The sequence below is a fragment of the Lacicoccus kunmingensis DSM 17847 genome (assembly GCF_059568765.1).
This window is the reverse complement of the sequence record NZ_JCANUC010000029.1, coordinates 1-23262: the sequence shown is the minus strand read 5'-3', so window position 1 is coordinate 23262 and position 23262 is coordinate 1. Positions and strand designations below refer to the sequence as shown.

General features: G+C 35.3%; 20 protein-coding genes and 2 pseudogenes. 11 read left to right on the top strand and 11 right to left on the bottom strand.

Features of this window, described 5'->3' with window-relative positions:
* Window positions 1-201: 201 nt before the first annotated feature.
* Window positions 202-1518: an IS1380 family transposase gene (locus BO48_RS15705; RefSeq protein ID WP_496368915.1), complete on the bottom strand. Its 1317-nt coding sequence runs from the start codon at window positions 1516-1518 to the stop codon at window positions 202-204.
* A gap of 139 nt (window positions 1519-1657) precedes the next feature.
* Here BO48_RS15705 and BO48_RS15700 point away from each other — a divergent pair, with 139 nt between their 5' ends.
* Window positions 1658-2773 (top strand): FtsW/RodA/SpoVE family cell cycle protein, encoded by a 1116-nt coding sequence (locus tag BO48_RS15700; RefSeq protein WP_496368911.1) that lies wholly within the window; start codon window positions 1658-1660, stop codon window positions 2771-2773.
* Between the two features lie 150 nt (window positions 2774-2923).
* On the opposite strand, the gene BO48_RS15695 is transcribed toward BO48_RS15700, so the two are convergent.
* The 5 genes from BO48_RS15695 to BO48_RS15675 form a co-directional block, all read right to left on the bottom strand.
* Window positions 2924-3271, bottom strand: coding sequence for a hypothetical protein (locus BO48_RS15695; RefSeq protein ID WP_496368909.1), 348 nt, complete (start codon window positions 3269-3271; stop codon window positions 2924-2926).
* Entirely contained in the window at window positions 3272-4267 is a 996-nt protein-coding gene (locus BO48_RS15690; RefSeq protein ID WP_496368907.1) for a hypothetical protein, read from the bottom strand.
* Window positions 4268-4331: 64 nt separating this feature from the next.
* Window positions 4332-4862: a hypothetical protein gene (locus tag BO48_RS15685; protein ID WP_496368905.1), complete on the bottom strand. Its 531-nt coding sequence runs from the start codon at window positions 4860-4862 to the stop codon at window positions 4332-4334.
* Between the two features lie 71 nt (window positions 4863-4933).
* Entirely contained in the window at window positions 4934-5173 is a 240-nt protein-coding gene (locus tag BO48_RS15680) for a hypothetical protein (protein WP_496368903.1), read from the bottom strand.
* A gap of 177 nt (window positions 5174-5350) precedes the next feature.
* The gene (locus BO48_RS15675) at window positions 5351-6793 is read right to left on the bottom strand and encodes a DUF6038 family protein (RefSeq protein WP_496368901.1); all 1443 of its coding nucleotides are present in this window, start codon (window positions 6791-6793) and stop codon (window positions 5351-5353) included.
* A gap of 140 nt (window positions 6794-6933) precedes the next feature.
* Between BO48_RS15675 and BO48_RS15670 the strand changes: the two genes are divergently transcribed.
* Both BO48_RS15670 and BO48_RS15665 read left to right on the top strand, forming a co-directional pair.
* Entirely contained in the window at window positions 6934-7707 is a 774-nt protein-coding gene (locus BO48_RS15670; protein ID WP_496368899.1) for a hypothetical protein, read from the top strand.
* Between the two features lie 426 nt (window positions 7708-8133).
* The gene (locus BO48_RS15665) at window positions 8134-9339 is read left to right on the top strand and encodes an AlbA family DNA-binding domain-containing protein (RefSeq protein WP_496368897.1); all 1206 of its coding nucleotides are present in this window, start codon (window positions 8134-8136) and stop codon (window positions 9337-9339) included.
* A 252-nt stretch (window positions 9340-9591) separates the two neighbouring features.
* Here BO48_RS15665 and BO48_RS15660 read toward each other — a convergent pair.
* From BO48_RS15660 to BO48_RS15650, 3 genes and pseudogenes are all read right to left on the bottom strand, one after another.
* A pseudogene (locus BO48_RS15660) lies at window positions 9592-9995 on the bottom strand (FMN-binding negative transcriptional regulator).
* Between the two features lie 25 nt (window positions 9996-10020).
* Complete coding sequence (gene paiA / locus BO48_RS15655) at window positions 10021-10539, bottom strand: spermidine/spermine N(1)-acetyltransferase (protein WP_496368913.1); 519 nt, start codon at window positions 10537-10539, stop codon at window positions 10021-10023.
* Between the two features lie 234 nt (window positions 10540-10773).
* Window positions 10774-10929: pseudogene (locus BO48_RS15650) on the bottom strand (MarR family transcriptional regulator); the annotation flags it as partial.
* 662 nt (window positions 10930-11591) lie between these two features.
* On the opposite strand from BO48_RS15650, the gene BO48_RS15645 reads away from it, so the two are divergent.
* The 8 genes from BO48_RS15645 to BO48_RS15610 all read left to right on the top strand — a co-directional run bounded on the left by BO48_RS15645 (window position 11592) and on the right by BO48_RS15610 (window position 20448).
* Window positions 11592-12257, top strand: coding sequence for a GntR family transcriptional regulator (locus BO48_RS15645; protein ID WP_496368895.1), 666 nt, complete (start codon window positions 11592-11594; stop codon window positions 12255-12257).
* A 26-nt stretch (window positions 12258-12283) separates the two neighbouring features.
* Window positions 12284-13498: an L-2-hydroxyglutarate oxidase gene (gene lhgO, locus BO48_RS15640; protein WP_411843051.1), complete on the top strand. Its 1215-nt coding sequence runs from the start codon at window positions 12284-12286 to the stop codon at window positions 13496-13498.
* Window positions 13499-13585: 87 nt separating this feature from the next.
* Window positions 13586-14734: an iron-containing alcohol dehydrogenase gene (locus BO48_RS15635; RefSeq protein ID WP_411843050.1), complete on the top strand. Its 1149-nt coding sequence runs from the start codon at window positions 13586-13588 to the stop codon at window positions 14732-14734.
* 104 nt (window positions 14735-14838) lie between these two features.
* Window positions 14839-16263, top strand: a complete 1425-nt coding sequence (locus BO48_RS15630; RefSeq protein WP_411844469.1) for an NAD-dependent succinate-semialdehyde dehydrogenase — start codon at window positions 14839-14841, stop codon at window positions 16261-16263.
* 21 nt (window positions 16264-16284) lie between these two features.
* Window positions 16285-17307 carry a TRAP transporter substrate-binding protein gene (locus tag BO48_RS15625; RefSeq protein ID WP_496368893.1) on the top strand — a complete coding sequence of 341 codons (1023 nt, stop codon included), beginning with the start codon at window positions 16285-16287 and terminating at the stop codon, window positions 17305-17307.
* A 216-nt stretch (window positions 17308-17523) separates the two neighbouring features.
* On the top strand, window positions 17524-17934 hold the full coding sequence (locus BO48_RS15620) for a TRAP transporter small permease (protein ID WP_496368891.1): 411 nt from the start codon (window positions 17524-17526) through the stop codon (window positions 17932-17934).
* Window positions 17935-17973: 39 nt separating this feature from the next.
* A complete protein-coding gene (locus tag BO48_RS15615) occupies window positions 17974-19251 on the top strand; it encodes a TRAP transporter large permease (protein WP_496368889.1) in 1278 nt (425 codons plus the stop codon).
* Window positions 19252-19488: 237 nt separating this feature from the next.
* Entirely contained in the window at window positions 19489-20448 is a 960-nt protein-coding gene (locus tag BO48_RS15610) for an IS30 family transposase (RefSeq protein WP_411843046.1), read from the top strand.
* A gap of 55 nt (window positions 20449-20503) precedes the next feature.
* On the opposite strand, the gene BO48_RS15605 is transcribed toward BO48_RS15610, so the two are convergent.
* Window positions 20504-22681: an AAA family ATPase gene (locus BO48_RS15605; protein WP_496368886.1), complete on the bottom strand. Its 2178-nt coding sequence runs from the start codon at window positions 22679-22681 to the stop codon at window positions 20504-20506.
* A 314-nt stretch (window positions 22682-22995) separates the two neighbouring features.
* Window positions 22996-23262: cadmium resistance transporter (locus tag BO48_RS15600; protein WP_496368283.1), on the bottom strand; the 267-nt coding region annotated here is incomplete at its 5' end.

Genomic DNA, 23262 nt, shown 5'->3' with positions numbered 1-23262 from the left:
CCTGAATTATTCATACTTTTAAACTAAACGTTCAATCTCTACAAATTTTCACTGATGTTTGTTTTTCTTGGTACAAAACGTGCGAATATGCCGAAGTATTGTCGGTGATAATGAAAAAGCATTGAAAACTGGAGACTGAGGCTCATTTTGGACAGACCCCTCCCACAACCGGAGACAGTATCTTTAAAAACTATGTAAGGACTACTCTAGTTGTAACGTCTGTACCCGCCGGAGTACTTTCCAGAAAAACGACTGATACACAAAGCTCGAAGCCAGTTTGAAGTACAGCCGACGGCCGGATTTGACGACCCGGCTGGCCACTTTGATGATGCGTGTCCGGATGGTCTCAATCTGCATGGTTTTCTGACCAGCCGGGAAACAGAGCGTCCGCAGCCAGTTCGTCAGATTATATGCCAACAAGCTCAACATCATCTTGGCCTGGTTGACTTGGAAAGAGTGGCTGTTCATCCGATCGAAGGCAAACCCGTTTTTGGCTTCTTTGATGTAGTTCTCCATGGTGCCGCGCTTCTGATAGGTGCGGACGATGGCTTCGGGTGTGAAGGCATCGACCAGATTCGTGACGTAGAATGAATGGGTGAATAACAGCTCACCCGCCGGCCGCACCGACTGGACAATGACTTTCCGGGCACGGTCCCATGACTTGGCCTGGTACTCGGTTTCTGTATAATGGCGTTCCGCCTCAGAAGTGTCGGCCGGCGCTGAAGATGGGCAGATCTCTTCGCCGATCCGTTGGAGATTCGCATTGGATTTCAAACGAATCACGTAGTACACGGATTCCGTTTCGCATAATTCATATAGTGCGGGCAGTGCGAAGCCACTATCGCCCCGGAGAAACGGCGTGGTTTCCGGGAATGTCTCGTTGTAGTGGGTAATGAGCGGTTGGACGAAGTCCACCACACCATTGGATGTATAGACATTGCCCGGTCGCAGTTTCGCCTTCAGAAAGTCGCCGGTCACCCCATCGAAGGCAACGAGTGGATGGAAACCGACAGTGCCGTAGTGCGCATTGTAAGCAGCGGATGCCTGCTTACCGTAAGTATCCGCATGCGTGGAATCCAGATCAAAGATGACGGCCCCGGATTGCCGGTGTCGGTGCACTTTGTCGATCATTGCCTGGTTCGCCCGGTTCAACTGTGTCATGGACTGATCGTCAAAACGACTGAAAAAGCGAGACAGACTGGGCTGCGATGCCAAGGCATCCGTGCCAATGATTTGCGTAAAGACCGGGTCGGCCGTCAAATGGTCTGCCGCATCATCTTCGGTGTATCCGGCAATCATCTGATAGAGCTTCTGACGCAACAGATTTTCATTGGAATGAATATGATACAGCCTGTCGTCCTTGAGGTGCAGATGGTTCGCTAAAATGTTGGAGAAGCCGAGCTTGTCATCGAATTCCCTGAAAAGGAATTCGCCGGTGTCGGCAGACAGATCGCCGCCGTCATCCGTGAGTTTGATCTGACGATTGAAATCTAGTGTGAAATGCGGTAAAGTAGCCATTAGAAGAACCCTTTCTTTTGGTTGTTGGTTGGTACTTTCAACCTTATCAGAAACGGGTTCTTTTTTCATTTTTTGAGTGAATGGCGCTTTGACAGTGAAACCGATCATATCAGCCTTCACAGTCTATTAGTGATTTTGTATGAATAATTCAGGATATATTATTTTAAGTTTAACAGGGCTTGTTATGATTTATTCAGCAAGCATGGTAATGGCAATGCAGGGTGATTACAGCGATCCGAAATTTTATTATTTCTCTCAGCTCAAATATACTGTTATTGGTTTTTTACTTGTATTTGTTATGGCATATTTAATGCCTGCAAAGCTGCTGAAAGATAAACGGCTGCAGCTGTTCATGATTATCGGTATATTTCTGGCACTTCTTTTGACTCATATTTTTGGTGTAGAAGTAAATGGCAAAAGCCGCTGGCTAGAAGTGCCGTTTCTCGGGCGTTTTCAGCCCTCTGAATTTTTTAAAATAGTGGTAATTTTGTATCTTGCTTATATCTATAATCAAAAATATCAAAAGCACCCGGCACATAGAGCCGAAAACTTATTGCCCCTTCTGCTGGTGGGTGGTATTTCATGTCTTGTGCTGCTTAATGATTTTGGCACCTGGCTGCTTATAATTTCTATTATTGCAGGTATGTTTTTATATTCAGGGTTTCCTGTGAAAATTATCTTTAAAGTATCGGGAATTTTAGCCGTGATTCTGTCGCTGCTGATCGGAGTACGTTATGTGATTACCGGTAATATTCTATCCGGCTATCAGCGTGCGAGAATAGAAACATACATGCATCCTTTCTCGGATGCTGACGGTACCAGTTATCAATTAACTAACTCATTGATATCCATCTCGCATGGCGGTTTTACCGGTGCCGGTCTCGGCAACGGCATCATGAAGCTCGGATACCTGCCCGAGCCTCATACAGATTTTATCTTTGCAGTGATTGCAGAAGAGCTGGGTTTGATTGGTGTTATCGTAATACTGCTGCTGTTTATAGTAATAGTTGGTAAAGCGATTTACTATTCCTGTAAAGCATCCGAAAGATTTTACAGCCTGCTTTGTATCGGGATTGCGATTTATATCAGTATTCAGGTGTTTCTTAATCTCGGCGGCATATCGGGTCTGATTCCGCTGACGGGTATACCGCTCCCCTTTTTAAGTCAGGGCGGATCGTCATTTCTCAGTATTTCAATAGCAGTGGGCTTACTGGTGCTTGCAGCCAAAGAAATTAAAAGAGAAACAGAGGCTTAACAGTTAGCAAACGTTGGTAGAAAAATATCAGTTATTAAAATGAATACATAAATTTTAAAATAAGAAAGGACCAGGAAAATATGAGTACAGAAAACTTTGGCCGCCGATTAAAAGAGCTGCTGGATGAACGCGGGATATCATTGAGACAGTTCAGCAGTGAAACCTGAATTGATTTTCTCGCTTGATGATTCCAACTGATTCGTAAAGTGTTTCCAAGGGTAATTGAAACGCATTCTCCATCAAAGCTTGAGATAAAAGGAGTTTATTTTCAGGTGTGATAGCAAAACCAAAATTCATAAGTTCATCAATTTTTGTATGTGATAGAATACCCATTTTACCTGTATACTCAGCTTTGTGATTACTTTCAATTCTGATAAGATGTTCACCTGTCTCTTCAATTTTCATTTTTTGTGTAACATCCATATAAGGAGCCACACGGATTTCTTTTTTAAGGTTTTTATCAAAGTGAAACCAACCGTCTCCGCTACGTAATTCCATTTATTTTTGCCCCCTTTTTTTATCTTCTAGAATATGGACTTTCACATTATATTCCTTTGCGAAAATCATAATTTTTTCTTGCTTAGATTGACTTAAACTAAAATCATTCAAATTATAAACGTATAAGTCAGAAACTTTTTCACTCAGTATTAAATCCAATACTTCTATGAGTCTTGGCTGCTTCTTAATTACTGCTCCTACCTTTGAATCAATCGCAGCTACACGTAAATCTACTATAGGAGGGTCCATGTCCTCAGTGGATGTATCATCAGTTTTAACCATTAAATTTTCAGAAGTATTTTCTATTAAATTTTTGATTCCATTTAGTTTTTTAATATCGGTATAACTTGGATTCTCAAATTTTATATATAAAATTTTTTGATTGGAGTGGTTGCCTGAATCTTCAATTTGCGTCGGAACATTCCTGTTCAGGTCATCTGATTTATCAAATGAAATATCTTCTTTTTCAACAATATCCATCAATTTTGGTAGCCATGCTTTCACAATTTTTCTGTTAGAAATATTAAAATCAAATGGAAAATGATTATTTCTTTCCCAATATTTTTGTATTTCATTTAAAAGAAAGTAAATTGAATTTATTGGGAATATTTCATCTTTGATTAAGAAAAACGACCTGTTTCTGATCCGAGCTGGTACTGTTTTTAACATGTCTATCCATTTTTCGTTATTATCAGCCATTTCAATATCTGATTCTGGCTCTTTATAGTCAAGATTTAAAAATAATCTAGAAGCATAATCTAAATTTATTACTAAGTTATCAAAATTTAAACGCAGCAAAACATCCTTCAGTTCATATAAAGCATAGCTCCTGGAATAGTTGAGAATGTGAGTATCAACCTCAGGTGGATGTTTCAATAAAGTTGGGGAAAAACCAGCTCTGATATTGTTATCAAAACTTGTTAATTGTTTTAAATGATGGATTTTTGCTGTATCTAATTTTTTATTGATATTTACTATTAAAAGTGTATTACTCATGATATTTTCCTCCATATTTTTATTAAGTAGAGTTGTGGCAAACACAACTCTACTGTATTTCCTATTACCCAAGTACTTTACAAATGAGCTCTCCATATGGTTCCAATTCAAATATTTCTGGTGGAATAAAATCTTGAAAATCTCTTCCGTTTTCAATAGAATATTCAAGAACCCTTACAAGTTCGGAAAGAGGGATAAATAAATCTTTGATAAACACACTGGATTGTTTATACACTGGAAAATTGATCGACTTAAAAATTTGTACCCACTCTTCTTTGTTTGACCAAAGCTCAGCAATCTCTTCGATTGAAAATATAATACTTTCATATCTGAGATTATTTATATAAGTTTTAATCAATTTTTGTATTGAGTTCGTAGTAAGGGATACAAGACCATCGGATTTTGCAGGAACATATAATGTTAGATGATTGAATTCTGAGTTTGAATATTCGTCTTTATCTTCAAGGTCAAAAATATTATTATCATTTCTCTGTGAGTATCTCTGATAATGCTGAAGATCGAGTTGTGTCCAATGCTTTTCCGATACTCCTTTTGTATTCGACGCGACTATAATGGATAAATAATTGTAATTCATAACGTTCTCCTTTAACTGGGTATTTAGTAATGACACTATTTCATCAGTTACACAAATGGCATGCTTCTTTTTTATAGTGTTCTGTAAATATTGTTGTTACCTTTTTTCCCAACGATTTCGAAATAATGAGGTTTTCTTTTTGCATGGTAACTGAACTTTCTGCCTAATCTTCTTTGTTCATTAGTGCTGAGGTTATGATTAATCAGTTCTAATAAATCTGCGTTTGTATATGGTTCTTCACCGGCTTTACTGTACGCAATTGCCAACAATTGTTTGTAAACCTTATCGGCATGATGACTCATAGGTTTCATTAGAGATTCTCCTTTCTGTTTATTAATTATGAAGTTGTCAATGTACGAGAATGTGCGTTCTTTGTTGTGTTTCTTTCTTGGTGCTGACTTCATCATAAGAAATTTAAAAGAAAAAATAATGGGCGTAGCCAAAAGTAATTTCTTTGGCTACGCCCTTGCTTCTATTTATTAATTTTCTTATTTTTTCTCGAGATTCTCTAATAATTTTTCTGCCATCCTCCAAGAGGTGATATCAGCAGTTTTAGAATTGATAATATCACTCGAATGCTTATCATTTTTAATCTTTCTAAATTCATCATGTAATTGCTTGAACTTTTTACTCCTATCTCCTCGTTCTGAAAACTCGCCACTTATGTTATATTTCTCTATAATTTCAAAAAGTCGATGAGTATCATTGATAAAATGATCTATCATTTCGGGTGAAACACCATCTTTGGTAAAATTCATTCTATTACAATCTGCTAAAAGAACCATTGCTTGCAGTGCTTTATAAAATTTTTGGGTGGGACCTTTAAAGTAATCATTTCTTTCAAGTCGTTGTTGATCATTAATAATGTCTTGTAATTTGTCCTTATAGTCCTTTAATCTGTAGTTATTTTTTTTGTATTGGTGAACTGCATGTTTAATCCGATTAAGATTTTCATCATGATTTTGTATAAGTTGTAAGCTTTTAGGGTCTTTAAGTTCCCATTCTTGCAACTCTATGTTTTCACGTGTAAGAAATTCACCTATATCAATATCATGCGGTTTGTTTTTTCTATGGTACTTCTTTTTTATTTCTCTTTGCTTTTCTTCTCTTTTTTCAAATATTTCATTTAATAGGTTAACAATATATTGGTCTAGTAAATTATCGTCTGGTGCATGACTGTATCTATGTCTATCTGATGCATAAGGTGTCCTCATCTTTTCATTCTCTTGTCGCCTATAGAAATTCTCAAGATCAAATGGGTCTTTTTGAATGACTAAATTTTGAGAAGATATATCTATATCGCTGACATCGGGGTCAGTTTCCTTCATTAAATCAAAAAGCATTTCATCTACTCTGTAAGCGAGTTCTCGATACCGTTTTGCACTCTCTGTATACTCTAATGAATTAGTATATCTTATGAAATCTGATATAGATTTATCTAATTTTTGCCGAGCTGTCAACCATTCCATGGTGTCATCATATATTTTACTAGCATACACATGTACTTTTAAATCATCATTTTTAATTTTATCCACTGCATTTGCCATTTCTGTGATATAACTGACAAAAGCTTGTGGTTTTTCATCTCGAGCTTTCTGTCGAATATCCTCGTCATAAAATTTTTGCTCAGTAATTTTTATTGGGAAATAATCTATATTTTTGAACAAAATTTTTAAGATTTCAAACTCATTTTCATTAAATGTAAAATTTGATGAAAAGACTTTCTTTGCAAGATTCTTTTCTAAAAGCTCTTCTTTTGAAAGCTCCTCTTTTGATTTTCTATATTTTGATATATCTAATCCATATACAATTTTTATTCTTTTTGATTTATTTCTGAACTGATCCTTGGTAATCGATAGAGCCTGCATTATGTCCTTTGAATTATATACTCTCCAATCAGCATCAGTAATTCTTTGTAATTCTTTATCCATTATTTATCACTCCGTATAAATTTTTCTATATTACGAGTATAATATATATTTGAATTGGAAATGAGATTTAACAATTCTGTAGATTGGCGAATGAGTGCATGGATTTTTGAATTTTATAGAAATGGGGAAAATGATGACTCATGGAAAACTATGAAAAAGCATTACATGAAGTACAACTGCAATTAGGTAAGTTTAACAATTCAGAATTTGCTGAAGCCTCTGAAGTTGTACTATCAAGTACTTCTCTTGGAAGGTTAATCTATTCGGGCACTCAATACGCGCAGCAAAAGAGGTTTGAAGCTTTTCTAAAAGGAATCTGCAATAACGAAAATTTTGATGAAAAATATATAATACGATTAAAAAAATATATCAATAACGAAAAAAGAGCAGAATTTATATCTGATCAGATTAATAATATTTTAAGAACTCATTCAAAAAAAGCAACCCTCATTATGGGATTAAAACTCTATAACTTAGTTGAAACAAATAAGGATCCAAGTTACGGTGATCTAATTTTATTAAATGCTCTTATAAACTTGTACGACAAAGATCTTGTAAATTTACAATTTATTCTGACCGAGTTAGAGAAGCGTGGGAATTTTTTTACAGTATCTGATGAAATATATGATCCTGCTGTATGGTATGGTAACTTTCAACAAATACTAAAACAATACGAAGGTCCTCTTGAAGAATATATAATAGAAAAATGGAATATGAAGTTTCTAGATGGTTTAGAATATACAATCCCAAAAGCCATATCTTATAATTTATTATTTGTAGTGCATGATATAGAAGGGCCTAAAGCACTGGCTAAATTTTTTAGAAGAGATTATCTTCCGGAGTATACTTTAAAAGTAAATAATCCAGGAAAAGAATTATTAAAAATCATTGAAAATATAAATTTATGTAGATAGCTATAACATACCAAGCAAAAATAATATGACCAGAATTATATTTTGTATAACAAAAATTGATGATATAATAAATTATCTGAAAAAGGGGTCTAAGTATGGACACTTATGGATAGTCATATCAATCTTCACTTCATTACTTGTCGATGATTATACCTTTTAAATCAGCGAAAAAATATATTGACGAGCTTAATAGTAAGAGAGTTTTGATTTGGATTTTAATATTTCATTAAATAAACTTTCAAGTTATATAAATGTTATCTAATAACTTACTTTCACTGGGGTTTTTAAGTTTCACTATTAAAAATTTAACTCATTTTATCTTTTTCGTCATACCTTTATAGCAAATAAATTTCTCACCGACCTATTTTCTGTACTTTTGAATAATGAAATTAAAAAAATATATTAAATGAGGTGGATATGATGGTTATGTTACAAGAAATATGGGATTTTAAGTTACCTGAGGGACAGAAACTGGAATATAAACAGTATGTATTTGATAAGGGGCAATTTAAAAATCTTGATGATAGTAAGAAAAGAAAATTAGGGCAAGTCATTAGTTCATTTGCCAATGCAGATGGAGGAAGTGTCATCCTTGGTATTGCCGAAGATGAAAACCATAATCCCTCAGCCTTAGTAGATGTAGGAATAGATCAAAAGAGTTTTGAAAGCTGGGAGCAATCCTTTAGACAATATATAAGTAGTAAAATCAAACCTGTTATCTATGGGATTGACTGTTACATTGACCAGGTAGAAAATGTAAACCTCATTAAAATAGATATACCAAAAAGTATAAATAAACCACATGCAATTAATAATGGAAGTAAAGACGAACTTTTTATCCGGTATGGTAATATGACGAATCCAATGTTATTAGATGACTTACGTAATGCATTCGAAGATAAGAATATAACAGAAAATAAAATAATTGGTTTTAAGAATGAAAGATTGAGCATGATTTTAGGTAATGAAATATTTGAGGATTTGGATAATGATTCGGTGTTAGTTATACATATTATTCCTGAAGTGAGTACAAAATTAAATAATTACGTTGATTTACGAAAGGCAGAACATAACCAAAAATTAGATGTTTTTAGTCCAACTGGTATGGGTGGCGGTTACCGCAAAGGTAATGCAGTATATAATATGGACGGTCTCATGATATTTTATGAGTCATTTAATAACGCACCAAGTTCCTATACCCAATTATTTCATAATGGCAGTCTTGAAATGACTGAAGTTCGACTTATGAATCGTACTAACGATGTTGATGGCAAAGATTATATATATGATTGGTATGAACTCGAAAAGTTATTAGCAAGCAAAATATATACACTATCGAAAGTTATGAAAGATATTCAAATACAAAAACCATACTATGTCTTTACTACACTTCTGAATGTTAAAGGAAAACAATCCCGAGGTAGTTTTGATTTATATCCCGATAAGCCGATCAATAGGAATGTTGTTCATTCTGTTCCTGCATATATTAAAGAAGATACGAATTTTGAATCAGCATTATTTCCGCTACTTACAAGCCTCGCTAATGCATTCGGCGTTAAGAATTCTGGTATGTATCTAGAAGATGGTACACCAAATATTGAAAGATTTGATTTTATTCCTTACAGAAATTAGATATACTTCCAAGAATAAAACCGCATCATGGAGTGATACGCAGAAGCGTATCATCGTTAGTGCGGGTCAGAGGTAATCTTACTAAAAGTTAAGTTGAATAAAATAAATACATATCCTTAATAGTAGTCACAAATAATACGATTCAAACATTGAAGCTATATGAGTAACAGTTAGATATGCACTGTTATTTTAGATACATTTAACAATTAATGGTCCAAGAAAACACCCGCAGCCCCAGCTGTTGAGTTTAGTTTAGCAGTTACAGTGGTTCATGATGGTTCGATAATCATTCTCGTGACGATTCTGGCTCATCTCATAGGCAGCCTTAATTTCTTCCACCTGAATCTTGAAGTAGACAATGCCTTTCAGGTCGGGACGTTTTCTCGTTCATACCAGGAAGAGGAGATGTAAGCATGAGGCCCTTGGAACATAACCAGCACATCTTCGGATTCAGCGAATGTTCGCCGTTGGGGATTACCATAAGCCATATGTCCAGTTATAAAGTAATTCTTCTCTTCTTTTATTAATTGCATCACCAAGTGTGTCGCAATGGGCTCTCTTTTTTTCTTGGTCATGAGTGTCGCAAAGGAGTACTGTGGAACAAACTCCCAGATTTCATCTGCGTCATTGACTTTGAACGATTTTGGAATGTAAATAGTGATTCACCTTTCATTAAAAAGTTTAATGGAGTGTTAGAACCATGATCAAATCCACTTGCTCGTCCTCTCCCATAAAGAAAGAGTGAGAGCCCTTATAGACAAATCCTTTTTTTCGATAGAAGGCGATGGCGTTTTCATTTTCTTCCCAGACACCCAGCCAAATACTCTTTTTATGTTGTTCAAGTGCAATTTCAAATGCTTTATCCATTAGCAATTTGCCAAACCCGTATTTTTGACACGCCTTTTTGATATAAATTCGTTCAATTTCAAGAGAATCACTGCCCATTGTTTCTGTTTGCGCCTCATCGGTATTGACTTTTAGGTAGCCGGCTACTTTTTCATTGAAGTGTACAAAAAAGAATTGGGAAGAAGGGTTCGCTACTTCTCGTGCCAACTGTTTCAAATCATAGGCCTTTTCTAAATAAGCCTGAAGATCTTCTGGAGAGTTTTGCTCCTGGAATGTCTCAGTAAATGTCTTGATGCTGATGGCTTGGAGTTCATGCAGATCTTTTTGGGTGCATTTTTTTATTATTGTTGTCATAAGGATCAGTCGCTCCTTCAGTTCTTTAATAGTTTCGCTTATTTCCTTTTTTACATATTCCCATTCCTTCTCGACATTACTCCGGATTCGCTGCAGGAGATTGAATGCCATTTCTTTTTCTTCTTCAGAAAGTCCTTGCAATGCAACTTGACCCGAATGGACATTCTCGTTTTTGATGAAAGGATAAACGCTTTCTCCTTTTATCGGAGGAAAGAGTTTTTTATTCTTTTTATTATCCGGATCATCTTGTTTTTCGATAAAGCCATTCGCTGCCAATTTTTGAAGTGCACGAGTTGCGGTGGAGCGATCCACTTTAACCATATCCAATAACTGTTCCTGAATGATCCCCGGATTCTCGCAGATTCGTACTACGTAAAATACTGACTCTATCGTTGTTCACAAATCAAAGCATACAGCTGATGCTGGAGTTCAAAAACTCATATTTTCTCATATTATTTATACGTTGATTATTATACGAGTTTTTTGACTCTAATTATAGATTTAAAGGACCATTTTATTAGTTCACAAAATTATCCAATTAACGGTCGTTATTTGGATATAATGCTAGCTTCCCTATATAGACTTTCAATAGCTTTGTAGTTGGGTGAATAACGAAGAAATGCAGTCACTGATTCGGAGTGATTAATTTTCTTCAATGGATATAGTGGGAAATATCTATCACTCTTTATAATTTATTTTTGAAGACTTAAATATTTATAGATATATTATTGTTTAGCAATAAGTCCTCTTTATTAGAAAACCCTCATAATCCCAAACATGTCAATAAATATTTTTCCTATATTTTTTCAAGGCCAGCAATCTCCGGCAAATAACTTACTGAATACTCATAAATCGTAACTCCAATCACAATTAAAGAAATAAAACTTATAACTAAATGTTAAAGCATTATTTATAAATGAAAGTTCAATTCCTATTAGGAAATCACTAACGTTGGATACAAAATAATAAAATATTTCTAAAATTCTTATTGATGTAAGCGGTTTACAATGATATATTATAGAAAATGTATCCAATGTAAGGAGGGAAATATAATGAAACTGGAAAGCTCAACTGAAAATAAAACCACAATTGTTAGTTATGTTACCAATAAAATAAGAAAAGAAATTTTGAATGGGCACTTACAAAAAGGAGAACATCTAATTCAAGAAGAATGGGCTCTGAAGCTAAATGTAAGTAGGATGCCAGTCCGCGAAGCTTTTGCAAAACTACAAGAAGAACGATTAGTAGAAATAATCCCCCACAAAGGTACAATAGTGACTCCAATAACTAAAGATGACATTGAAGAAATTTATCAAACCCGTGCCCTTATGGAAGGATTTGCCGTAGAAAAAGCCCTGCCATTCTTGAGCGAAAAGGATCTCATGAGTTTAAAAAATATCCTCACGCGTATGGAGGATTTGGAGATTTCAGATGAAACTAATGATGAGTATATAGAATTAAATCATTCTTTTCATAAGGTGATACTTGAAGCCTGTCCGTGGCCAAGGTTAAAGAAAATGGTTCAATCGTTAGGCATTTCACCCATTGCCCCTAGCTTACTCAAGGATTATTATCCAGAAACTCAAAGAGAACACAGGAATATATATAAGGCAACCTTAAGGGGTGACCCTTCAGAACTCAAAGCAGCAGTGGAATATCATATTTTAAGCACAAAGAATAACTTAATTCAGCACATGGACAATTTGAATGATTTTTAAAGAAACTAAAAGAGGTGTAATTACAAATGTATGATTTTGCGATTATTGGTGGAGGTATCGTTGGCCTATCAACTGGGATGGCACTCCTTGATATCTATCCAGGAAGTAAATTAGTAATTATAGAAAAAGAATCAAGTATAGCTTCTCATCAAACTGGCAATAATAGTGGTGTTATTCATTCAGGTATCTATTATGAACCAGGCAGTTTAAAAGCCCGCTTAGCACGACAAGGCAATAAATCAATGACAGAATTTTGTAAAGCTCATCACATCGATCATGATATTTGCGGCAAGGTTATTGTTGCAACAAAAAAGGAAGAGTTGCCGTTACTTGATAATCTTTACAAAAGAGGTCTTGAAAATGAACTTGAAATAGAGAAGATAAGTGCAAAAGAATTACATGAAATAGAACCTCACGTTGACTCTGTTGGGGCAATAAGAGTTCCGCAAGCAGGTATTGTTAATTTTAAACAGGTAAGCGAAAAATTTGCGGAAATCATTGTACAAAATGGTGGAGAAATCCATCTCAATTCTGAAGTTAAGAGAATAGTCGAAAAAAATGACGAAGTAATTATAGATACTAATCAAGATACTCTAAACACAAAGACACTTATAAACTGTGCAGGTTTACATAGTGATCGAGTGGCGCGTCTTGCAGGTTATAAAACTGACATGAAAATCATGCCATTCAGAGGAGAATATTTTAAGTTGAAACCTAATAAACGGCATCTTGTAAATAATCTTATATATCCAGTGCCTAATCCTAAATTTCCATTTTTAGGAGTCCATTTTACCCGTATGATAGATGGAGAAGTAGATGCAGGACCTAACGCTGTACTGAGTTTTAAAAGAGAAGGTTATAAAATGAGCGACTTTAATGCTAAAGACTTTATTGAATCAGTTAGTTACCCAGGCTTATGGAAATTGGCTAGTAAATTTTTAAAAGAAGGAGCTGATGAGTACGCTCGCTCGTTCAGTAAAAAATTATTCACTAAAAACCTTCAAAAATTAATACCGGAAGTCAAAGAAGAAGATTTAATACCAGGGCCAGCGGGCGTCCGGGCACAAGCCATAAGCAGTAACGGTAAAATGGTGGATGATTTTCATATCATTGAAGGAAAAAGGTCTATTCATGTGCTTAACGCACCATCTCCAGCAGCCACTGCTTCAATTGAAATCGGCAAAGAAATTGCTGACATGACTTCGAACAAGGTTGAAAAGCCGATAGCGGATGTAGATTAGGTAATCACCTATTTATAATTATATCCGGAAATCAATATATTAGTTTAGGAGTGAAGACTTATTTACAACAAATCATTTAGTTATTTTATGCCAACTAGAGTAGAGAGCGGTAATAAGATATCTGACAAAACAGGTGAAATCATTAAAGATCTAAATATAAATAAAATTCTTCTAGTTACTGATCCAGGGATAGAGGCCGCTGGTTTATTAAAACCTATTATAAAATCTCTTCAAAAAGCTGGAATTGACTTCAATATTTTTAACGAGGTAGAGCCAAATCCTTATGCAGAGACATTTTATAGAGGTACTGAAACTATAAAAGAGCTTAAGTGTGATGCTGTATTGGGAATCGGGGGAGGTAGTAGCATTGACACAGCTAAAGGGATTGCAGTCATGGCGACGAATCCTGGAAGTATACTTGATTATGAAGGCGTAGGAAAAGTCCAAATTCCGCCCCTACCTATCATAGCTATACCTACAACGGCTGGAACGGGAAGCGAAGTCACAAATTCCACAGTAGTAACCAATAAAAAAAACTCTTTTAAATTAGGAGTACTTAGTCCATATGTTTATCCTGATATTGCGATATTGGATCCAAGCTTGATTATAAACCTCCCACAGGATATTACTTCATCGACTGGGATGGATGCCCTTACACATGCTATTGAATCGTATACATCAAAGACTGCTAATACAGTAAGTGAATCTTTAGCATTGAATGCCGTAAAAATAATCGGTGAAAATCTTGTAAAAACATATTTTGTTGGTACAGATATAGAGAGCAGAGCGAAAATGTTGAATGCTTCTATGATAGCAGGCGCAGCATTTGCTCAATCCAGGCTTGGAAATGTGCATGCCATCTCTCATACATTAGGTGGAGTCTTTAATATACCTCATGGTATTGCAAATGCTGTTTTACTACCTTATGTTATGAAATTTAATTTACCAGCTTGTTCAGAACGTTATAGAGATGTTGCAATCGCTTTAGGAAATGATGTAACCAATTTAAACCCTATGGAAGCTGCTGAAAAAGCCGTAGAATCAGTTATTGAAATGAACAAAGCTATGAAAATACCATCTAACTTAAGAGATTTGGGGGTGGATTTAAACCAAATTTCAAAACTAGTGGAAGATTCAATGAAGAGTGGCAATGTGAATGTGAATCCTCGCTTAACCAAAGCAGTTGACATTAAATTGATAATTGAAAATGCTCATAAAGGTGAATTCAATTTCTAAAAACTAATGAGTTAATCACTAAAAGTGATAATTACCATAATGAAGGAGAGTTTAAGATGACTAAAGTAATTCAAAATAAATTGATTGATTTTGATAATGTTTCTATGTTCATTAACGGTGAATGGGTGAAAGCAGATGACTCAGAGTCTTTCTCAGTAGTTAATCCATCAACTAATAAAGTTATTGCCTCGGTACCTAAAGGAAAAGAAAATGAAACTAAAATGGCCAGCGAAGCTGCCGACCACGCTTTTAAAGGATGGGCTAGCCTAACTGCTAAAGAGCGGTCAGCTTATTTACTTAGAATACGAGAGTTAATGATTGAATACAAAAGTTCATTAGCAGAAATAATGAGTCTCGAAATGGGCAAACCTTACAAAGAAGGATTAAAAGAAGTTGATTTTTCAGCAAGTTATCTAGAATGGTATGCAGCAGAAGGACAGAGAATTTATGGAGAGATGATTCCATCTTCTGCTCCAGATAAAAGATTATCAGTAATAAAACAACCTATTGGAGTAGTAGCCGCGATAACGCCATGGAATTTCCCTCTTGCAATGTTTGCTAGAAAGTTAGCTCCTGCCATGGCGGCGGGTTGTACTACTATAATAAAACCTGCCTCACAATCACCATTGACTGCATTAGCATTTGGAAAAATATTGGAAATATCAGAGCTGCCTAGGGGTGTTGTAAATATTGTAACGGGTAGTGCAAGTGCGATTTCTGAAGAGATATTTTCCAACGATATAGTAAAGAAAATATCTTTTACTGGATCTACAGAAGTGGGCAAATCACTTGTTGTCAAATCAGCGACTCACCTAAAGAGACTTTCCCTTGAGCTTGGAGGCCACGCCCCCTTTATAGTTTTTGAAGATGCAGATATAGATTTAGCAGTTGATGGCGCAATCGAAAGCAAATTTAGAAATACGGGACAAACCTGTGTTTGCGCAAACAGGATTTACGTTCAAAAATCTATAATGGACGAATTTTCCAAAGCATTTGTAGAAAAAGTCAAAGAATTGAAGGTCGGCGACAGTTTAGTAGAAAGTAATGAGGTAGGGCCTCTAGTTAGTGCAGATGGATTGGATAAAGCAAACGCTCATGTAAAAGATGCTATTGAATCAGGTGCAAAATTACTTATAGGCGGAAAGAAATTAGAGGAGGCGTCGGCAGAAGGTTTCTTCTATGAACCAACTGTCATGTCTGGGGTGAATCATAATATGTTAATAACAAGGGAAGAAACTTTTGGACCCGTTGCCCCTTTAATTGAGTTTGAATCTGAAGAAGAAGTAATTGAATATGCTAATAGTACTGAATATGGCTTAGCAGCCTATTTCTTCACTAATGATGGTGACAGGGCTATTAGAGTCTCTGAGGCACTTGATTTTGGAGTCATTGGATATAACGATGGGTTACCTACCGTTGCTCAGGCTCCATTTGGTGGTTTAAAAGAAAGTGGCATGGGCAAAGAAGGCGGTCATCATGGAATTGAGGAGTACTTGGAAGAGAAATTCATTTCCAGAAAACTTAAGTAATTTATCATTGGAGGGAAAAAGATGAAAAAAAATATTTTAACCTTATTTATAACAAGTTTATTGTTAGTGTTAACAGCTTGTGATTCCGGATCAGAGACCACTGCAGAAGACAGCAATTCTGAAACTAAAAAGATTAAAGTTGCGAATTTCTACGGAGCTGATCATCGAGTTAATGTAGCGTTTGATGAAAAATTCAAAACTATAGTGGAAGAGGAATCAAATGGCTCACTGGAAGTTGAAATGTATTCTAATAATCAACTGGGCGGAGAAGAAGCTATATATCAGGGCACTCAAAGCGGATCCATTGAAATAGGTATCCTTTCAGTGATTATGGAAAGTGAAGTACCAAGAATTGGCCTATTTACATTACCTTTCCTATTTGATGACTTTGATCATGCAAGCAGGGTCTTAGATAGTGAGGTTGGAGAAGAAATTAAAGGTGAGTTGGAAGAAAATACTGGTCTAAAGCACCTCGGTTACGGTGTTAATGGTTATAGAGTATTTTCCAGTAACAAACCCCTTGAAAGTATGGAAGATTTTCAAAGTTATCGCGTAAGGATGCCTAATGTACCACAAATGATAGCTATTGGACAATCCCTTGGAGCTACAGTTGAACCCCTACCAATGTCTGAGTTATTCAGTGCTCTAGAACAAGATGTAGTAGATGGACAAGAAAACCCTTATTCAACAATTAGTGCAAGTGGATTTTATGAAGTCCAAAGTCATATTCTTCATTCAAACCATGAATTTCTTCCTAATAACATAGTTGCTAATAAAGAATTCTGGGATGAATTAAGCAGTGAAGAACAAGATATCGTTCAAGGAGCAATGAATGAAACACTAGAGTATTCTTGGGAATTGGCTGAAACTGAGGTTGAAGAAGAAATCAAGTTTTTGGAAGAAGAAGGTTTAGAAATCATTTATCCAGATGATGAATTTCATTCTGAAATGGTGGAAGCAACAGAGCCTGTATTCGACGACTTCTATGAAAGCAATTCTTGGGGTGAAGAGACAGTTGAAAAAATCAGAGAGCTTACTAATTAAATATTAGATAATACTGTAATCAAAAGTAAGTGGTAAAAACTCATCTTATATAAGGGCTAAGTTTGCTTATAAAACTTAGCCCTTATATTCAAAATGAGATTTATGAAGTAACACATGTAACTGCTTATTGAGTTAAAAGGAGGTAATCTTATCAAAAAAATTTTGTCAGCGATTCCAAAGATTCTAAATATGCTTATAGTTCTATCGCTTTCTTTAATGGCTATATTAGTCTTTGCTAATGTCATTTTGCGCTATATTTTTGATTCAGGCATAACTTGGGCAGAAGAGCTATCAAGATACCTATTTATATGGATGATATTTTTAGGGGCAATTACTGTCCTTCAAAATAAAGCTCATTTGAGTGTGGATCTGATTACTAACGCAGTCAGTCCAGGTATCAGAAGGATACTACTTATTATTAGCAATTTTCTAGTTTTATTCACACTCATGATAATTTTAGATGGTAGTTGGACAATGACATTACAGAATACACATGTTAATTCACCAGCCACTGGTATATCAATGTCCTATATCTATGGTATTGGAGTTGTGATGAGTCTTGGTATGGCCATCATTACGATTAATAATATAATTAAATTATTCAAGAAAAAATACAGATACGATTAGTAGTCTTTATGGATGTTATAAAAAGGAGGTTATAATAATATGGAAATAGCTGTATTTGTAATAGTATTGTTTTTGACTTTGGCACTTGGGGTACCTATTGCTTTTAGTTTAATATTAAGTAGTATCGCTTTGATGCTCTCAATGGATTTATTCAGTACACATGCTATAGCTCAAAATCTTATAGATGGTGCAAACAACTTTGCTTTAATGGCCATTCCTTTTTTCATGCTAGCTGGAGAGTTCATGAATGCCGGAGGAATTTCAAACCGTATAGTGAATTTTGCCATGTCCATAGTTGGTCATGTCAAAGGAGGATTAGGATATGTTGCTATAATCGCTTGTGTGCTATTTGCAGGCTTATCAGGCTCGGCGATTGCTGATATAGCTGCATTAGGTGCAATACTTATCCCTATGATGGTACATCGAGGCTATGACGTTAAAGTCGCAACTGGTCTTATCGTTTCAGCTGGAATTATAGCAACTGTGCTACCACCAAGTATTCCTATGATCCTCTATGGTGTTTCAAGCGGTACTTCAATTACTCAGCTTTTTATGGGAGGAATTGCTCCTGGGTTGACTATGGCCATTATCTTAATGATTATATGGTCGTTCTATGCAAGGAAATATGAAAGTGAGTATGAGCAACGAAAAAGTATCAAAGAAATTGCGGTGGCAACCAAAGATGCCATATGGGCTTTATTTTTACCTATAATAATTATTGTAGGCTTACGTTTTGGTATATTCACCCCCACCGAAGCCGGTGTAGTCGCGGCTTTCTATGCTCTTTTTGTTGGAACCGTTGTATATAAAGAAATCAAAATAAAACAACTATATGACAGTATCCTTAATGCAGCCAAAACTACAAGTATGGTGATGCTGTTGGTGGCTGCCGCTATGGTTACTGCCTGGTTCATCACCATCGCTAATTTGCCGACTGAAATTGCTAGTTTAGTAGAACCTCTTATAGACTATCCTATATTATTATTGCTTGTTATAAATCTATTACTTCTATTAGTTGGAATGGTTATGGATATCACTCCAGCAATATTGATTTTCACTCCTGTTCTCGTACCTGTTATAGAAATGGCAGGAATCGACCCGGTATATTTTGGTATCTTAATGATTTTGAACTTAAGTATTGGAATGATCACCCCTCCAATTGGTATCGCGTTGTATGTGGGAGGTAGTATAGCTAATGTAAAGATGGCTGATCTTATAAAAGGTGTTTGGCCATTTCTCCTAGGTTATTTAATATTTCTCCTCCTTATTATATTAATTCCTGAAATAATAACTGTTCCGTTAAACTGGTTAACTTAAGGTATGTCGCGTTGAAATTTCAAAAGCGGAATGTCTGAGCCATTACTTCAAGAATTTTGAGTATCTTCAACACTTAAAATGATCAGAAACGTTTTTCAAATAAATATTTACCCTTTTCATGAGAAATAGTACTTTAATTTACGCCGATTGTAAAATTAAGCTAGACACATAAGAAAAGCCACTCGTGATACACTCAAAATGAATTTCCAACCAAAGAAATCATAGGAGTGATCACGAATGACCTATACCCATCTTAGCACGGATGAATTGGTAATAATAGAATCCTATTTTCATCAAGGCACCTCTATAACCCAGATTTCAAAACAGGTGGGCCGCGCCCGTCAGACGGTACACAATGTGGTGACTTTTCTGAGAGACGGACACACGGCACTGGATTATTACAAGCGCTATAAGCAGAACAAGAAACGCTGTGGTAGAAAACAGACTGTACTGCCCGCCGATCAACATCTCTATGTTGAAGAAAAAGTCGCTCAGGGCTGGACACCCGATGTGATTGCCGGCCGGCGCGAACACAACATCGGCTGTTCCGGACGGACCCTGTACCGTATGTTCAAACGCAACGCCTTTGATATTTCCACGTTGCCAATGAAAGGCAAAAGAAAACCCAACAGCCATAAGGAACGCCGGGGCAGACAATCTTTCAGACGGACGATGTCTGATCGAGAGACGGACTATCCGGCATTCGAAGAAGAATTCGGTCATCTGGAAGGCGACACCATTGTGGGCGTCCACCATAAAAGTGCTGTGGTCACCCTCGTAGAACGGCTGTCGAAAGCGATTATTACACTCAAACCCGAAGGCAGAACAGCGGGAGACATCGAAACAGTGATCAATGACTGGTTTCATCAGGTACCCAGAAATCTGTTCAAGTCCATCACATTCGACTGTGGCAAGGAATTTTCAAACTGGCAGACAATGAGCAATCACAATGATGTCTCCATTTACTTCGCGGATCCGGGCACGCCGTCCCAACGCGGTCTGAATGAACATTCCAATGGAATGCTTCGAAAGGATGGACTGCCCAAACAATTGGATTTCAATGAAGTGGACCAGCGGTTCGTTGCTTCAGCTGCTGCCAGGCGGAATCATATCCCGAGAAAGTCACTGGGTTACCAAACCCCGTTGGAAGTATTTATGAGTTACATGGATGTAGGCAAATTGTCTAGCTTATTTTGACAAACGAAGATTTTAAATTTTCAATCGGCGATATAAACTTAGTCTCATTGCACATTTACCCCCAGTATACTTTAAAGTGACTTTCAAATTTTATAGCTTCAAAAAATTTCTTAAATACTTCTAATAGCTCTTCTTTGGATTTTCCACTTATATCTACATCTGTTTCATAACCTATATGAGAATTTACATGTAAACTTTTAATTAAAGATACAGCTAATATTTTGCCTTCAAATTCTCCAATATTTCTCTCTATATCTCTTGGTTGTTCACTCCCATATACAAACCTATTAAAAGCTTCTAAGATTCTTCTCATATTATTCCACATAAATGTGGTTTTATCATTCTCATATGCAAACTTCAATTCCTCCCACAGTTCATGATACAAAGGCTTCAAATCATCCTTGGGCTCAGTAATTTTAACGAATTCCGTTTTCTCATTCATTTTAATTAGTCTTAAATAATTTTGTTTGTCGTATTTCCTTTTATTTGGACACATTTGAAGATAAAAATGATTGTTATGAGTAAGCACGAATAACTGAGGGTGATTTTGTTGTTCATATAACTTTTGTAAAGCACCTATCATCAAATATTGAACATTATCATCATTACTCGTCATTGGATCATCAAAAATAATAATTTTTCCCTTGTCATATTCCGTGTTCTGATCAACATCTTCAAGTTTGTTCAAAAAATACAAAAATGCTAGAATGTTTTTTTCTCCTTCACTTAACTCTGCTACAGAGCGCAAAGAACCATCTATTCCTTTAACTCTATATTGTCCCCTTTGCTCTCCTTCTTCTTCAACATGCTCTAAAGTAAAGGTGCAATTACCTAAACCATTGAGTAGCTTATTTATATTTTCTGTAGCAATAACATTACTTTTAGAGTTGTTGACCAGTTCAGATTTTTCATTTTTTAACTTGTTTAAGTTCTCTTGTAAGTCATTTAAATATGTTTCAATTTCGATTTTTCTTCCTTTACTCACGTTTAGATGATCATGAAGTTCTTTATAGTCACTACTTTCAATATATAAATTCACAATATGCCAGCGGATTTTATCACGTGCTTCTTTCTTTCTTTGCTCTATATTTTGAGAGAGTTTTATGTTTTCTTCTACTATTTGATTATATTTATTCAATATTTCTTGTCCGTTATTTTGCGTAGATAATTCCATTTCTTTTGACTCTTCAAAAATATTCTGAAGCTTATACTTTAAAGCTCTTTTTAGTTTTCTTAAAAACTTATTTGTATTATTTTTATAATCAAAAATCTCAGCATTCAACTCATTTATTTCTTCCTCGTATGCTAAGTAAAAATCATTTTTGTTTATTTTCTCTACGTCGTTAATTCTCTCGATATGCACGTCAATTTCATTTATTTTTTCGCTCATATCTTCTTCGTGCTTCTTAAAACTTTCCGAAAAATAGTCATCTAACTCTGACCATCGTAATTCAGAGATAGTGTTGCCACAGAAAGCACAACTCTCTTCATGTAATAAGTTTCCATTAGAATCCCTATGAGAGTGAACCTTCATACCTTCTCGTGCAAAACTTTGTTTGCGGTGATCACTTTCTAACTCATTAATAATCTTTGTAGGCTTTATAGAGGTAGTTAATAAACCATTTATTTCTTCTTGTATCTCTTCCCCATTAATTACAGGAAGTTTTAGATTTACTTCGATATCTTTCCTGTCTTCTTTTATTGTCTTTTCATATTTTCTTATTTCATCTTTTGAAATTTTCGATACTTTATTCATATCTTCTTTAAAAGACTGTTTATTATATGTAGGAGAAGCAACTTGAGGATTACCACGGTTTTTAATTTCACTTGCGCATTTTGTAAAATACTCTTCAATGTTTTCTTTAATTTTCAAATAATCTTGGAGTGAATCTCTGTGTCTAGAATAAGTGTTTTCTTCATCGTTAACTGGCTCTCTTAAATCTTTACTCAACTCTTTAATAGTGCTATTTAACTCTTCAATTTTAGTTTGTACTTCTTTGTTTTTCTCACCAAGTGCAATAGCATCTAACCTTTCATTTTCTCCAAAAACTCTCTTATACCCATCAAACAAGTGTATATCGTACTCAGTAGAATGATTATTCTTTATTGCTTCAGTGATTGAAGACTTTCCTGTTCCATTTTTTCCATATACAAAATTTTTTTGTTTCAATCCTTCTAATTTCATTTCATGAAATCTATCTGAATAAAAGGATAAATCCAGTTCGTTAATCATGTTAAATCCCCCCCTCTAAAAGTATAGTTTACTATACATCTCTCAATATATTAATGTATTGCTCTAATCTGTTTGCGTTTTACCAATAACGATCTGATGTGTCCTCCTCGGAACTGTATAATGGAACAAGACTATAAAGTAAATATAAAATGTCAATTTAAGGTAGACCCTAAATAAACAATATTAGAGTATTGATTTCACTGGTTTTCGTGTGACTTTTGACTTTATTTTGCACTTATTTAAGTGATATTTTGCACTAAAATTAAGCCGATATCTCACATTAAAAGAGAGATATCGGCTTATAAAATTTTCTATTAAAATAGGAATGAGAACAGAGCGTTGAATGTGCCATTTTCAAATAGGATATAAATTCCTAATCCTATAAAGACGATTGGAACGATCCAACGTTCATATTTTTCGATTTTATCTGAAATAAAATCCAATGAAGCCAATCGATAGCTGATTAGACATAGAACACCAACCATGATCATGAAAACAATGATGGCAATAACGATTTCCATCATATTTAAAGTTGTAAAGTATGGTATATAGATAGAAAAATCATCCGCACTGGAAGCCAG

Bases quoted from the DNA above. Each gene is read 5' to 3' on its own strand.
- BO48_RS15670 (WP_496368899.1), top strand. From the start codon at position 6,934: ATGGAAAACTATGAAAAAGCATTACATGAAGTACAACTGCAATTAGGT.
- BO48_RS15635 (WP_411843050.1), top strand. From the start codon at position 13,586: ATGCCAACTAGAGTAGAGAGCGGTAATAAGATATCTGACAAAACAGGT.
- BO48_RS15625 (WP_496368893.1), top strand. From the start codon at position 16,285: ATGAAAAAAAATATTTTAACCTTATTTATAACAAGTTTATTGTTAGTG.
- BO48_RS15620 (WP_496368891.1), top strand. From the start codon at position 17,524: ATGGCTATATTAGTCTTTGCTAATGTCATTTTGCGCTATATTTTTGAT.
- BO48_RS15675 (WP_496368901.1), bottom strand. From the start codon at position 6,793: ATGGATAAAGAATTACAAAGAATTACTGATGCTGATTGGAGAGTATAT.
- BO48_RS15645 (WP_496368895.1), top strand. From the start codon at position 11,592: ATGAAACTGGAAAGCTCAACTGAAAATAAAACCACAATTGTTAGTTAT.
- BO48_RS15615 (WP_496368889.1), top strand. From the start codon at position 17,974: ATGGAAATAGCTGTATTTGTAATAGTATTGTTTTTGACTTTGGCACTT.
- BO48_RS15605 (WP_496368886.1), bottom strand. From the start codon at position 22,681: ATGATTAACGAACTGGATTTATCCTTTTATTCAGATAGATTTCATGAA.
- BO48_RS15630 (WP_411844469.1), top strand. From the start codon at position 14,839: ATGTTCATTAACGGTGAATGGGTGAAAGCAGATGACTCAGAGTCTTTC.
- BO48_RS15700 (WP_496368911.1), top strand. From the start codon at position 1,658: ATGAATAATTCAGGATATATTATTTTAAGTTTAACAGGGCTTGTTATG.
- BO48_RS15680 (WP_496368903.1), bottom strand. From the start codon at position 5,173: ATGAAACCTATGAGTCATCATGCCGATAAGGTTTACAAACAATTGTTG.
- BO48_RS15685 (WP_496368905.1), bottom strand. From the start codon at position 4,862: ATGAATTACAATTATTTATCCATTATAGTCGCGTCGAATACAAAAGGA.
- BO48_RS15665 (WP_496368897.1), top strand. From the start codon at position 8,134: ATGTTACAAGAAATATGGGATTTTAAGTTACCTGAGGGACAGAAACTG.
- BO48_RS15610 (WP_411843046.1), top strand. From the start codon at position 19,489: ATGACCTATACCCATCTTAGCACGGATGAATTGGTAATAATAGAATCC.
- BO48_RS15690 (WP_496368907.1), bottom strand. From the start codon at position 4,267: ATGAGTAATACACTTTTAATAGTAAATATCAATAAAAAATTAGATACA.
- BO48_RS15705 (WP_496368915.1), bottom strand. From the start codon at position 1,518: ATGGCTACTTTACCGCATTTCACACTAGATTTCAATCGTCAGATCAAA.
- BO48_RS15695 (WP_496368909.1), bottom strand. From the start codon at position 3,271: ATGGAATTACGTAGCGGAGACGGTTGGTTTCACTTTGATAAAAACCTT.
- lhgO (WP_411843051.1), top strand. From the start codon at position 12,284: ATGTATGATTTTGCGATTATTGGTGGAGGTATCGTTGGCCTATCAACT.
- paiA (WP_496368913.1), bottom strand. From the start codon at position 10,539: ATGACAACAATAATAAAAAAATGCACCCAAAAAGATCTGCATGAACTC.